Source organism: Pseudoalteromonas sp. S2893 (genome assembly GCF_005887105.1).
GTDB lineage: Bacteria > Pseudomonadota > Gammaproteobacteria > Enterobacterales > Alteromonadaceae > Pseudoalteromonas > Pseudoalteromonas atlantica.
Genome location: NZ_PNCY01000009.1, coordinates 79,038 through 92,723, shown reverse-complemented (window position 1 = coordinate 92,723; position 13,686 = coordinate 79,038). Strand labels below are relative to the sequence as shown.

The 13,686-nt window shown below is 40.8% G+C and carries 10 protein-coding genes; 7 read left to right on the top strand and 3 right to left on the bottom strand.

Features of this window, described 5'->3' with window-relative positions:
- Positions 1-24: 24 nt before the first annotated feature.
- Both CWC04_RS05255 and CWC04_RS05250 read right to left on the bottom strand, forming a co-directional pair.
- Positions 25-1,878: a M28 family metallopeptidase gene (locus tag CWC04_RS05255; protein WP_171038560.1), complete on the bottom strand. Its 1,854-nt coding sequence runs from the start codon at positions 1,876-1,878 to the stop codon at positions 25-27.
- Positions 1,879-1,951: 73 nt separating this feature from the next.
- A complete protein-coding gene (locus tag CWC04_RS05250) occupies positions 1,952-4,132 on the bottom strand; it encodes a M4 family metallopeptidase (RefSeq protein WP_138684814.1) in 2,181 nt (726 codons plus the stop codon).
- A 503-nt stretch (positions 4,133-4,635) separates the two neighbouring features.
- Between CWC04_RS05250 and CWC04_RS05245 the strand changes: the two genes are divergently transcribed.
- Together CWC04_RS05245 and CWC04_RS05240 are read left to right on the top strand one after the other, a co-directional pair.
- Positions 4,636-5,919 (top strand): cation:proton antiporter, encoded by a 1,284-nt coding sequence (locus CWC04_RS05245; RefSeq protein WP_064387250.1) that lies wholly within the window; start codon positions 4,636-4,638, stop codon positions 5,917-5,919.
- Positions 5,920-6,052: 133 nt separating this feature from the next.
- Positions 6,053-7,990: a cytochrome c/FTR1 family iron permease gene (locus CWC04_RS05240; RefSeq protein WP_249326047.1), complete on the top strand. Its 1,938-nt coding sequence runs from the start codon at positions 6,053-6,055 to the stop codon at positions 7,988-7,990.
- A 58-nt stretch (positions 7,991-8,048) separates the two neighbouring features.
- Here the strand turns inward: CWC04_RS05240 and CWC04_RS05235 are convergent, their stop codons facing one another.
- Positions 8,049-8,297, bottom strand: a complete 249-nt coding sequence (locus tag CWC04_RS05235; RefSeq protein WP_004586377.1) for a hypothetical protein — start codon at positions 8,295-8,297, stop codon at positions 8,049-8,051.
- Between the two features lie 435 nt (positions 8,298-8,732).
- Here CWC04_RS05235 and hisG point away from each other — a divergent pair, with 435 nt between their 5' ends.
- The 5 genes from hisG to hisH are packed head-to-tail and all read left to right on the top strand — an operon-like array spanning position 8,733 to position 13,683.
- Positions 8,733-9,632 carry an ATP phosphoribosyltransferase gene (gene hisG / locus CWC04_RS05230; RefSeq protein ID WP_004586378.1) on the top strand — a complete coding sequence of 300 codons (900 nt, stop codon included), beginning with the start codon at positions 8,733-8,735 and terminating at the stop codon, positions 9,630-9,632.
- A 5-nt stretch (positions 9,633-9,637) separates the two neighbouring features.
- Positions 9,638-10,939: a histidinol dehydrogenase gene (gene hisD / locus CWC04_RS05225; RefSeq protein WP_096042987.1), complete on the top strand. Its 1,302-nt coding sequence runs from the start codon at positions 9,638-9,640 to the stop codon at positions 10,937-10,939.
- Positions 10,929-12,038, top strand: coding sequence for a histidinol-phosphate transaminase (gene hisC, locus CWC04_RS05220; protein WP_055254149.1), 1,110 nt, complete (start codon positions 10,929-10,931; stop codon positions 12,036-12,038). Before hisD ends, hisC begins: the two co-directional genes overlap by 11 nt.
- The gene (gene hisB / locus CWC04_RS05215) at positions 12,035-13,096 is read left to right on the top strand and encodes a bifunctional histidinol-phosphatase/imidazoleglycerol-phosphate dehydratase HisB (protein ID WP_138684813.1); all 1,062 of its coding nucleotides are present in this window, start codon (positions 12,035-12,037) and stop codon (positions 13,094-13,096) included. Before hisC ends, hisB begins: the two co-directional genes overlap by 4 nt.
- Positions 13,093-13,683, top strand: a complete 591-nt coding sequence (gene hisH / locus CWC04_RS05210; RefSeq protein WP_126008881.1) for an imidazole glycerol phosphate synthase subunit HisH — start codon at positions 13,093-13,095, stop codon at positions 13,681-13,683. The genes hisB and hisH overlap by 4 nt, the downstream gene beginning before the upstream one ends.
- Positions 13,684-13,686: the final 3 nt, after the last annotated feature.

Below are 13,686 nucleotides of genomic sequence, written 5' to 3'. Positions count from 1 at the left end.
AAGGGGCTCACACCCCTTTACACGTTATTGTGCATTTATAGATAACGTGACATTGCTGGCATTGCTATACCCTTTTAAATCGATATACCAATTACCTGTTTGTGGCGCGGAAAACGAGCAGGTTTCGCTATTGCCATTTTTATATGGCCTGCACAAGTACTCAGAATCACTAGAAGGAGTGCCAAAGTTTACATATAAATCAGCATCGCCACTGCCACCAGACATTGTTATATCTAATGATGCGTACTGCGTATTTAAACTTTGGCTAAAGCGCTGCCAGCTCCCAGCAGAAACATTTATGTTTGTAATGCTCCGATTGATAGGCTCAATACTCCCCCCTTCATTGTAACTTCCGGTTAGGGATACATTTTCTATCGCATTCCATGCGTGTACCATCACATAGTAAACTCCTTCACTAGAGGGGTTAATATCGCAACGTTCATTACTACTTGAGGTAGTGCTTTTACAATCATAATCGTTCAGTGTAGGTGCTTGATTGTAGCGTACATATAAGTCTGCATCGCCTGTGCCGCCAGTCGTAATAAAATTTAAATTGCTCGCACTTTGTGGCACAGCTAATGTGTAAATAAACTGCTCTTTTGCAACCCCTGTGATCCCTCTGAGTGTTTGCCCATTGGTTAATTGGTTATTAGTAGGGGGCGCAGTATCGCCGGCATTTTTTGCCATTTCGGCAACATAACTTACTGCCAACTTGGCGAATTTACTGGCATGTTGAGTATCAAACTGGTTATCGTTTTGGGTGTGAATAAGCGGGTTTATATCGCCCATTTTTGATTCAAAAGGCATAGAGGCTGCAAACCCTTGCTGATACCATGACGCATGATCAGAACAACCATAACCACACTGATCAAATCCATAATCTAATTGCGGTAAGTAGGTATCTAAAAGCGCTGCTAAAAACTGATTTTGTGCATTGTTAGTATAATCAGTCATCATGACTATATCTTCAATGCTGCCATTATTGCCTGTCATATCAAACTGCACCATGCCCACTACATTTTTACCCTGCGATTGGTAGCTGCTTGCAATATCACTTGAACCTCTAAGGCCGACTTCTTCCGCTGCAAACGCCATAATTTGAATCGTACGCTGTGGTTTGTAATTAGTTTGTACAATCGCGCGCAGCGCCTCTGATAGCACAGCAATGCCTGAGGCGTTATCATCAGCACCGGGTGAACGTCCATTGCTTGGGTTTGACTGATTTATCGAATCAAGGTGGCCACCAATAATAACGATTTCATCTGCTTTTTCATTGCCTTCAATTGTCACTATAACCGACGATTGCGCCCAATTATGCGGGTAAGTTGCAATGCTAATATCACTGCGACTTTGCGCTATTTGTTGCCAATGTGTTTTTAACCAATTTGCAGCATCTATCCCTGTTTGTGAGGTGTAATAACGATTATTAAAACTGGTTAAAGAGTTAACAGTACTATCGAGGTTAACGGTGCTAATTGATGACATTAAATTTTGTACTGTTTGTTCGTTATCAATAGAATAACTAAATGCTAATGTATTTTGTATAGTATGCGCCGTGGCTAATTGTGTTGCGTAACTGCTCGCCTCTTGCCATGAATCATGTGCTACAAACCCACCGCACCGATTATAATTGTGGTGCATAAATTCGCTTAGATTATTTACCTGATCAGCTGGTATATACACCAAATCTATATTTTCAAGCGCACTTGTTGAGCGCTGTGCAAAGGGCAATCTTTGCACTAACCCATGCTGGGTATACTCATAATGTTCCGCTGCAGTTGAATCTATGCTTACCCACACTTTGTTTGTTTCACTTTGTGCTACAACGCCCATTGTAGTAAATAAGCTCAGCGCACTTAGTAGTTTAAAAGGTTTCATTGGTATTCCTTATAATTGGCAATACTGGTATCCATAAAATTAAAAAGGGGCACTAGGCCCCTGGTATCAATGTTTAATTAGCAGACACACTCAGTGTTACTCCGCTTGCATTACTGTACCCTCTTAAATCTAGGTACCATGTACCTGACTGTGGGTTATCAAACGAACACGTTTCACTGTTGCCATTTTTATAAGGTCTACACAAATAAGTTGACGTACTCGACGCCGAACCATAATTTATATAAAGATCGGCATCGCCACTTCCACCAGAAATAGTAACGGTTAAATTACTATAGCCCGCTCCTAAGTCTTGAGTAAATCGAGCCCAGCTATTAGTTGAAACACTAATATTAGACTCGGTTCTGTTAATCGGTGTTACGCCTCCTGTTGAATTGTTAAAACTCCCAGTAAGCGATACATCAGCTATAGCATTCCATGCTTCTACCATTACATAGTAGGTGCCTGCTTGAACGTTCGAAATACTGCAGTTTTCGGTGCTTGAAGAGGTGGTACTTTTACAGTCATACGTATTCAGTGTGGGTTTACTTCCAAACATTACATATAAGTCTGCATCGCCCGAGCCACCAGCGGTATTAAACTCAAGATCTGTTGCCCCCGCTGGTACATCGAGTGTAAAAAACATCTGCGCTTTTGCAGAGCCGCTGATCCCCGTACGTGCTACTTTATTTGTTAACGCCTCATCCGTAGGCACAGGTGTGCTCGAGCAATCGCTCCCTGCACTTAGGTTTGAACTAACTCCCACTGCGGCCAATGCAGCTTGTACATCGCTTGGGTTGTAATTTAAGTCACACGCAGCGTCCATAACGCCGTTACCAGCTAAATCCCAATTTGTACTCGCACTCCAATAAAGCTGATTCGCTCGTGCCATAACTACAAATGCTTTTTTAGTATCCCAGCCGGATGTAGTAGCAAGGTTATAAAATGCTTTGTTAAATACACCCGAGCTATAGTGCACATCCATACCAGAGGTATAACTACCTTGATTATCTATAGAGCGTCCATCCTGTGATGGGTTATTCATATAGCGAAGCGCGCCATTGCCTTTAAAAATATCTTGCCCGACTAACCAATCGTTAGTGCCTTTCATGTAATACTCAGCCGCTTCACCAGCCATATCAGAAAAAGCTTCATTTAAGCCACCAGACTTATCGCTGTAAATTAAGCCAGAATTCTGTTCGGTAAAGCCATGGCTTACCTCATGCGCCGATACATCAAGGCTTACGAGTGGGTAAAAAGTGCTTTGCCCATCGCCAAAGGTCATTGCGCTGCCATCCCAAAATGCATTTTCATAATTACTTGAATAATGTACGCGCATTTTTAACTGAAAACTTAGCGGTGGCGACCCCACCCAGTCGTTATACATATTAAAAATAACGTTACCAAAATAATGAGCATCGTTAAGCGGCGAATAAGCCCCATTTATCTCTTTTACTGTATTCTCTGGGCAGGTAAATGAATGGGCAGCAGAGCCACTTGTGCCGCCATTGAGATTTATAGTTCTTACATTGGCATTATCCATAACACAGGTGTTACCAGATTGAGACACATCTAGGTTGCTAAAGTCAGTACCGTAGATGTATTTACCTGCTTTGAGATTCCCTCCTGGTCCCGTAGCATCAGCATGTTGTAAGTTATCGTAGCTGAGCAAAACCTCACCGGTATTAGCATCGATTATTTGATAAGGGCGTGATGGCGATTTGCCGTAGGTTACATACGATACTTCATACACCAAATGCGCCTTACTTTGTTGATCAACCCAAATCGCTAACCTTGATTTCTCATTGTGTTTTTTTAAACCTTTAGTTTTTGCAGCTATACCTACATTTTGGCTTTGAAGCATGGCTTGTTTTACAGATAATTTAGCGCTTACATCGTTTATATCGCCTTCAATATCGTACACCGCAGCGCCATGGGCTTTTTTAAGCATGCCATTTTTAAATGTAAGGCTTAAAGTGTCACCAATTACTGGTAAACCTTGATATGTTTGCTGATAACGGCGAGTTACTTCACCGTTATTACTTATAAACTCTTTTAATACAACTAACTCGTTCCTTACACTTAACCCAATCAAGTCTTTAGGGCTAGTAGATAAAATGGATGCTGAATTTGATTGCATCATGTTATTTAAAGCCGTTTGTTGATTTAGATATTTCTTGTTCGCAGCTACTGCATCTGTTGCTTGAACCAAGGTTAAAGCAGCAAAAGTTGCTAATGTGATTTTTGATAAATTCACGTTTACGCTCCGTCAAAATATTTAGTTTGTAGTGGATTTGTATTAACCGGAACTACTTGTACCCGATTAAGGATCAAGCTTATGTTACAAATTTGAGTTATGAAAATTAAACATTTAATTTACAAGTAAAGTATTAGGAAACGTAAGAACAATAGAAATTACAGTAGGTTAAAAAACACACAAAATCAGTAAAACTTTAAACAGATACAAATTGTATACATATATTTACACTAAATTACACTATTAGCCGTGCACAATAGCTACGTTTACTTTATTTAATTAACGGCAGTAATCAGCCATTATGTTGCCTAGGCAACTTTGTATTAATCTCCTCATTACAAGCAATAACACCAGTAAATTTGCATTAACTATATGTCTCCTAAAGACATAAAAAAAGTGCTAAAAGCCCCATAAATACTGTGACACAGCCTAGTCACAGGAGTAATATACGGCTCGTTTAATTCGCTCTTTTTTGTTCTCTAAAATAAATTTAAGGTTAGCCAATGAATGCTTGGTATCTCATTTGTTTTCTCTCTGCTATCGCAATTTTTATTGCTTATGCAAACCAGTATGTTCTTAAAATGCAAACAACGATTGCTATAACAACGGGCTCGGTTGTTATATCGTTGTTATTAATTATTTCAGTTAAGTTATTAGGCGATACAACTGCATTAGAAATGACGCAAGTTGTAGCCAGTATTAATTTTAATGAATTGCTTTTAAAAGGCATGCTTGGATTTTTGTTATTTGCAGGTGCTTTAGAAATTAACCTGTTGGCACTGCGTAAACAACGATGGGAAATAACCGCTTTAGTTTTGTTCTCTACCGTAGTCTCTACTTTTTTAATTGGCTATTTAAGTTTTTATATTTTTGCCGCACTCGGCTGGCCCGTCCCTTTTATTTATTGTTTACTTTTTGGCGCCTTAATAAGCCCAACCGATCCAATTGCTGTACTGGCAATTATTAAACAATTACGCGCCCCTGAAGGTATTTCGGTACAGGTAGAAGGCGAGTCTTTATTTAACGATGGTATTGGTTTGGTAATTTTTACTACGCTGTTTTCTGTTGCATTTTTTGGCACCGATGCCAACCCAGCCGACATTGCAGAGCTGTTTTTTGTTGATGCCATAGGTGGGATCGTGTTTGGCTTAGCAATGGCCCTTGTGGGTCACTTTTTAATTATTAACTGTAAAGATGTAAATATACGCCTATTAATAACCTTAACCATTCCAACTGCGGGTTTTGCCGCTGCCAATGTATGGGAAATATCAGGCGCGCTTGCCATGGTAACCAGTGGTATTATTTTAGGTAATATTACTCGCGCAAAAGCAACCGAGCGCACAGGGCCTGAAAACACGCGCTATATTAAAGACTTTTGGCACGCCACCGACAGCTTTTTAAACGCTTTGTTATTTTTGATTATTGGTATGCTGATTGTCACTATGCCAGTAACAATGGGTGAAATTGGCTTAGGCCTTGTTATGATACCTGCTATTTTATTAGCACGTTTTATTAGTGTTGGTGCACCATTTGTAATATTTAAGCGCTTTAAAAACTACGACAAACACAGCGTTAAAATTTTAACTTGGGGTGGTTTACGTGGCGGTTTAGCATTAGCTATGGCTGCAGCTATTCCTCGTGATCAAGTATTTATATCAGGCAGTGATCTGCATGATTTAATCGTTATTGTGACCTATGTTGTGGTTATATTTTCTATTATTGTGCAAGGTTTAACTATCTCGCCTCTCATTCAAAGTAGTATTAAATCTGCCGAGCAAAGTCACTAAGTTTTCTTTATTAAACCCGCAGTCTATTCACTGCGGGTTAGTTATTTATGGGGGATTATTTTTAGCACGGTTTTATTTATTTTAAGCGTAATAAAAATAGTTTTAATTTTAAATGTTTTTTATAGGGCTAATTATGTCCAGTAAGTATACCAGTGTTTTTTCGTTATTTTATGGCATTACACGTCGCCACGTTTTTCTCTTTCCTTTGTTCTTACTCACTTTTTTATGTTTTTCTGCTTTTGCCTCAACGCCTGCTGAGCAAGCTAAGATTAAACAAATATCACAACTTGCAGAGTACGTAGGGGTTGATTACGTTGGCGCGGTGCAAAAAGGCGAGGTAGTCAGTAAAGACGAATTTCAAGAAATGTCTGAGTTTGCAAATTTAATAAGCACGCTAGCCACTCAGTTAAGCAGTGCTAATAATCAATACAGTCATATAAATATACAAGCTGGCGCCTTACATAACGCCATTATAAATAAACAAAGCGTACAGAGTGTTCGTGCTGCGAGCTCAAAGCTTAGGGAGTCTTTGCTTGAATTTATGCCACAGCTTTCTTTGCCTACATCTTTATTACCCCTAAAACAAACAAAGGCACTTTTTGCAGAAAACTGCTCTATGTGCCATGGCATAAATGGACAAGGTGATGGACCACTTGCTAAAGGTTTAATACCACAGCCCACCAACTTTACGGATAAAGAGCGAGCCACAAATCGCACAATTATGGGATTATATGAAGCTGTATCCAATGGCATAGACGATACGCCAATGGTTGCTTTTAGCCAATTTAATGAGCAACAACGTTGGTCACTCGCCTTTTATGTAGGCAGTTTAGCTTTTCAAGATATAACTAAGCCGCAACACAATAACCAGACAATCAGCACTTCAGACATCATTAATCTTAACCCTGCGCAGCTTTCACAAAATAAATCCCCTGCCCAAGTTCAATTTATTAAGTGGCTGCGCGGTAATCCAGAACACTTATTTAAAAACAAAGCTGAGCCACTTAGCGTTGCACGCTCGCAACTTATTGCAGCGCAAAATGCACATGCTAATGGTGAATATGCAAAAGCCAGCGAACTGGCTATCAGTGCCTATTTAGATGGTTTTGAGCTGATAGAAAATAACTTAAATGCATACGATGAAAGCTTGCGTAAAAGCATTGAAGTACAATTGATGAACTTACGTAACACATTCAAAAATGAAAAAAACACCGAGCTTGTCAGTGCGCAAGTTAACGCTGTACTTACACAATTAACAAAAGCAAACAACCTACTTAATGACACCACACTCAGTGATGGCGCCTTGCTATCAGCCAGTTTAGTTATTTTGCTACGCGAGGGCCTAGAGGCACTATTAGTTGTTATAGCGCTAATGACGGTGCTTATAAAAACCAAACGCCAAGATGCGCTTAAATACGTTCATATTGGCTGGGTAATGGCCCTCATAGCAGGTGGCTTAACATGGGCGGCAGCGCAAACATTAATACAAATAAGTGGTGCCAGCCGCGAAGTAATGGAAGGGATAGGCGCCCTATTTGCAGCTATTATTTTGCTATATGTTGGGGTATGGATACACAGTAAAACCAGTGCTCAGCAGTGGCAGGCATATATTCAGCAAAATATTAATACGCGTTTAGAGTCTGGCACACTGTGGGGGCTAGCGGGCCTCTCGTTTATAGCGGTATATCGTGAAGTGTTCGAGACGGTATTATTTTATCAGTCGTTATTAACGCAAAGCTCGCAAGCACAGTATTCATCGGTTGCGATGGGCTTTGCATTGGGTGTGGTTTTATTAGCGCTTATTGCATGGGTGTTAGTTAAATATTCGATTAAGTTACCTATTGCTAAGTTTTTTGCGTATACAACGTATTTATTATTTGCACTTGCCTTTGTATTAATGGGTAAAGCTGTCATTGCATTACAAGAGGCTGATTTAGTCGCAATTAGTTCAATGCCGATAAACTTTGATATTGCACTACTGGGTTTAAAATCTACGTGGCAAGGCTTTATAGCGCAACTTACCGTAGCTGTTATATTTAGCTTTTACATTATTAAAGCTAAAAAACGCTAGCAAGCACATCCTTAATAGTAAAAAGTTGTACGTGGCTTTTTACTATTAAGGGTTTAGCTCATGCCCATGTATCTAAATGTTTATTCCCTTCATCATCTACGGTGATTGCTTTTTCATTAGCTGCACTTGCACTTTTTTTGCCCTGCGCCTGCGCTAATCTTTTTTTGTTGAGCGTCTGTTTTTTTTCATTTTCAAGCTTAATTTTTTGCGCTTGCGGCATATTTTGCACACCTGCAATATGAAATGTACTTTTAGGCTCAAGCTCTAACCGTGAAATTTTCCCTAAAAAAGGGATCATTATATCCATACTCCCCTCCTAAACCTGTTTATTAAAAATTAGATAAATTGACCAACAAAGCCCAATTTGCCTACAATTTAAACATTAAAACAACTAAAAACACTGTTTAGCTCTCAATATTATCGGCAGTTATAAGATATGCTTTAATTTGGTAAAAAAAAACTTGCCTTGGCTAGGCCGTTTATGTTTTTATGAATGCGAAATTTATTGAAACAGATTAAAGCTTAACGCTCACTAAATAGCGGTAGGCAAAATAGGATACAAAAATGCGCTTAAACCTGACAACAGTACATCATCACCACCATTCACCGGAATAACCTGTCAGGTCTTTCGCTGAGAGGTTATTCCTAAAAGGAACCTCTGGCGATTCAAAACACATTGATTCATTTTCGCCCTGAGGTTCCCCTCGGGGTTTTTAGTTTTTAAATTAAAGGAAAATGAATAATGAGTAACACTAATCGTCTACGTATCGCCATCCAAAAAGGCGGTCGCCTGTCTAAAGATTGTCAAGATTTACTAAAGCAACTAGGTGTTAAATTAAACCTACGTGAGCAACGCTTAATTGCACACTCAACCAATATGCCAATTGACGTACTTCGTGTGCGCGATGACGATATTCCGGGCTTAGTAATGGACGGTGTTTGTGATTTAGGTATTGTTGGCGAAAACGTACTAGTAGAAGTACAAGCCGAACGCGAACGCCAAGGTGTACCAAGCGAAGTTAGCAAACTAGCAAAACTAGATTTTGGTTACTGCCGCCTTGCACTTGCATGGCCACAAGAGCTTGGCCCACGTGATAAAAGCTGGTTTGAAGGCAAACGTATTGCAACAACCTACCCAGAAATATTAACGCAATGGTTAAAGCGCGAAGGCATTAATGCAAGCACTGTAATGCTTACAGGCTCAGTAGAAGTAGCCCCACGTGCCGGTCTTTCAGATGCAATTTGTGATTTAGTTTCTACCGGTGCAACGCTTGAAGCGAACGGCTTGATTCAAGGCGATACAATTTTAGAATCAAACGCGTGTTTAATTCAAAATAAAGACCTGCAAGATGAAGACAAACTAGCGCTAATCAATAAGCTTATGCCGCGCCTTCGTGGTGTTAAACAAGCTAAAGAAAGCAAATACATTATGCTACACGCGCCAAAAACTAAACTTGATGAAATTTGCGAAATTTTACCAGGCTCTGGCCAACCTACTCTACTTGCACTTGCTGGTAACGAAGAGTACGTAGCGCTTCACATGGTAAGCAGCGAAACATTATTTTGGGAAACAATGGAGCAGCTTAAAGCCTTAGGCGCTAACTCTATTTTAGTAATGCCAATTGAAAAAATGATGGAGTAAGTACCATGCTTCGTTGGAATGAGGAATCTTCACAAGTACAAGCAGCGGCGCTAATGCGCCCTGCGGTTTCTGCCAGCGCCAAGGTTGAAGCTATATGCCAAACAATTATGAGCGATGTGAAAGAGCAAGGTGATAAAGCCTTACTTGATATGGCTAAAAAGTTTGATAATAGAGCTAACCCTCGTTTACGTGTACCGCTTGATGAAATAAACGCATCAGAGCAAGCACTAAGCGCAGAGCTTAAATACGCAATTGACACCGCTTATGCAAACGTTAAACGTTTTCACGAAGCGCAATTGCCTAAAGATATTAAGTTATCAACCCAACCTGGCGTTGAATGTGAACTGAAATATCAGGCCATCGAAGCTGTGGGTATTTATGTACCTGGTGGCAGTGCTCCACTGCCATCATCGGTTATTATGCAAGGTGTACTTGCACAATTAAGTGGTGCTAAAACAGTCGTACTTGCAACCCCTGTGCAAGGTGATGAAAGCATTAACCCTGCGATATTATATGCAGCTAAGTTATGTGGCATTACAACTTTAATTGAAAGTGGTGGCGCAGGTGCAATTGCCGCAATGGCCTACGGAACTGAATCAGTGCCTAAAGTGAACAAAATTTTTGGCCCAGGTAATAGCTTTGTAACGATGGCCAAACAGCTTGTTGCGCAAACAATTCCTGGTATGGCAATCGATATGCCAGCAGGCCCCTCTGAAGTATTAGTGATTGCAGATGAGCGTGCAAACCCAGAATTTATAGCGGCAGATTTACTCTCGCAAGCTGAGCACGGCGCAGACTCGCAAGTTATTTTATTGTGTAACAGCGAAAGTATCATTGAGCAAACACAGCAGGCACTTACACGCCAGCTTGCTAACTTAAGCCGCAAAGATACAGCCGAGCAAGCTCTGGCTAATTCATCACTTATTTTAGTGGACTCTGTTGAGCAAGCATTTGACGTATCAGCGCAATATGGCCCTGAGCACCTAATTTTGCAATTAGCAGATTCAACACCTTACTTAGATAAAGTAAAAAATGCAGGCTCGGTATTTGTTGGCGACTACACGCCAGAATCAGCGGGCGATTACGCATCGGGTACTAACCACGTGTTACCTACCTACGGTTACAGTGCAACCTATTCAAGCTTAAACTTGCTTGATTTTTTCCGCACTTACACAGTACAAACTATAAGTAAAAGTGGCTTAACACAGCTATCAAAAGCTATTTTGCCACTAGCAGATGCAGAAGGCCTTGATGCACACGCAAATGCGGTTTCAATTCGTTTAGAGGCAATTAAAAATGAGCAATGAGAGCGCACAAGCGACTAGCTTATTACCACAAAATATTGCAGCTCTTGCTGCCTATAGCTCTGCTAAAAGTGAAAAGCTAACAGGGTCAACGTGGTTAAATGCCAATGAAAGCCCGTACGCTAAAAATATTGAACTGAGTATTGAAGATTTAAATCGCTACCCAGATCCACAACCGCAACTGGTTATTGACCGCTATGCTGCGTATGCAGAGCTTGAAAGCGAAAACGTATTAATGACGCGCGGCGCCGATGAAGGCATTGAGCTTTTAGTACGTACCTACTGCGAACCTGCAAAAGACAGCATTGCGTTATTTTTGCCAACTTACGGTATGTACAAAGTTACCGCTGATACGCACAACGTTGCAATCAATGGACTAACCCAAGCGTTATTACTTGATGGCAGTGTTGATGAAATAGTTGAGGCAGTGGGCAGCTCAAAATTGGTGTTTATTTGTAATCCAAATAACCCAACCGGTAGCATAACCCCCCTTGAAAAAGTAAAAGCAATTGCAACAGCCCTTGCCGGTAAAGCCTTAGTTATTGTTGATGAAGCCTATATTGAGTTTTGCCCTGAGCAAAGTGCTACAGCGCTGATTAACGAATATAGTAATGTAGTGGTACTGCGCACTTTATCTAAAGCGTTTGCGCTTGCAGGGTTAAGAACCGGTTTTACACTTGCACAAGAAAGTGTACTTGCCCCTATTCGTAAAGTGATTGCGCCGTATCCTGTATCGGGTGTGGTAGCAAGTATTGCAGCGCAAGCCATAGCGCCTGATGCAATTACATCAATGCGCCGACAAGTGACTATTTTAAATAGTTTAAAAGCTAAACTTGTACAGTGGTTAAACGCATCCCCAGCTGCATTAAAAATTCTCACTGGTGAAGGTAACTTTGTTACCTTAAAATTAGCCGACAAAAACTACTTTAAAGTAGCACTTGAACAAGGCTTAGTGATGCGCGCGTTTACCCTATACGGTGAAGACGATTGGCTACGTATCTCCATTGGTAATGAGCAAGAACTTGAGCAAGTAAAAATTTGGTTAGATGGCCTTGATAAGCCAGCAACCTCACCTCTTTTATCAGGACAAGAAGTATCATGAGTAACCCCTATTTATTTATTGACCGTGACGGCACCATAATTGAAGAGCCAATCACCGACAAACAGGTAGACAGCCTAGAAAAATTAGCGTTTTTACCTGGTGTTATCCCGGCTTTATTACAGTTACAAGCCGCAGGGTACCGCTTAGTAATGGTATCTAACCAAGATGGCTTAGGCACAGACAGCTTCCCGACTGCTGACTTTGATATAGCACAAGATAAAATGATGGACATACTGCAAAGCCAAGGCATTAGCTTTGACGAGGTATTAATTTGTCCACACTTTGACGATCAAAACTGTGATTGCCGTAAACCTAAAACAGGTTTATTAACTGAACTTATGCGCTCAGGCAAAGTTGATTTAGCACGTTCATATGTAATTGGCGATCGCCAAACCGATATTGGCCTTGCTCAAAACTTATGTTGTGAAGGCATTTTGTATGAGGGCAGCTGGCCTGCCATTGTTACAAAGCTTACAACTGCCAACCGTGAAGGCCGTGTTACGCGTAACACCAAAGAAACCCAAATTGATGTAGCCATAAACCTAGATCAAACTAAAAACGGTAGCATTGAAACAGGCCTTGGCTTTTTTGATCATATGCTTGATCAAATTCGCACCCACGCCAACATTGGTCTAAATATTAAAGCGAAAGGCGATTTACACATAGATGAGCACCACCTTGTTGAAGACATTGGTATTGCTCTTGGTGTTGCGCTTAAACAAGCGCTGGGTACTAAATCGCAAATAGCGCGCTATGGTTTTGCGCTGCCAATGGATGAGTGTAAAGCAGAGGCACAAATTGATTTATCGGGCCGCGCTTCATTTGTATTAAACGCTAACTTTAGCCGTGAAAAAGCCGGCGATTTAGACGTACAAATGGTTGAGCACTTTTTCAAAAGCTTAAGCGATAATGCCGCTATTAGCCTTATTTTATCGGTGAGCGACGGTAACTGTCATCACCAAGTAGAAGGCTTATTTAAAGCGTTTTCACGTGCCCTTCGTATGGCAGTAGCACAAGACACAACCCAACAAACAGCCAGCTCTAAGGGATGTTTATGATTGCCATAATTAATACCGGGTGTGCCAATATAAATTCAGTTCGTTTTGCCTTTGAACGTTTAGGTCAAACGCCAACAGTCATTACCTCACCAGAGCAATTAGCTGGCTTTGAGCGCGCTATATTACCAGGCGTTGGACATGCATCTGTTGCCATGAAACGCCTTGTAGATAACGGCTGGCAACAAGCTATAAACGAATACCAGCGCCCACTTATGGGAATTTGCTTAGGTATGCAGTTACTGTGCGAAAGCACCGAAGAAGGTAACGTACAATGCTTAGGTAAAATACCAGGCCAAGTAAAAGCCCTTGATGTTGGCAATTTAACATCGCCGCATATGGGTTGGAATAACTTAAGCGTAAATAAAGAGCATGCACTCACCAAAGGCTTAACACAAGACGAGCAAGTGTACTTTGTACATAGCTTTGCGCACACCGTAAACGATGCAACACTTGTAAGCGGCCAGTACGGCCAAACCTTTTCAGCCATTGTTGCAAAAGACAACTACGCTGGCATGCAATTTCACCCAGAGCGCAGTGCAAAAGTAGGCACACGTTTATTACAAAATTTTGTTGATTGGCAGTTATAAACG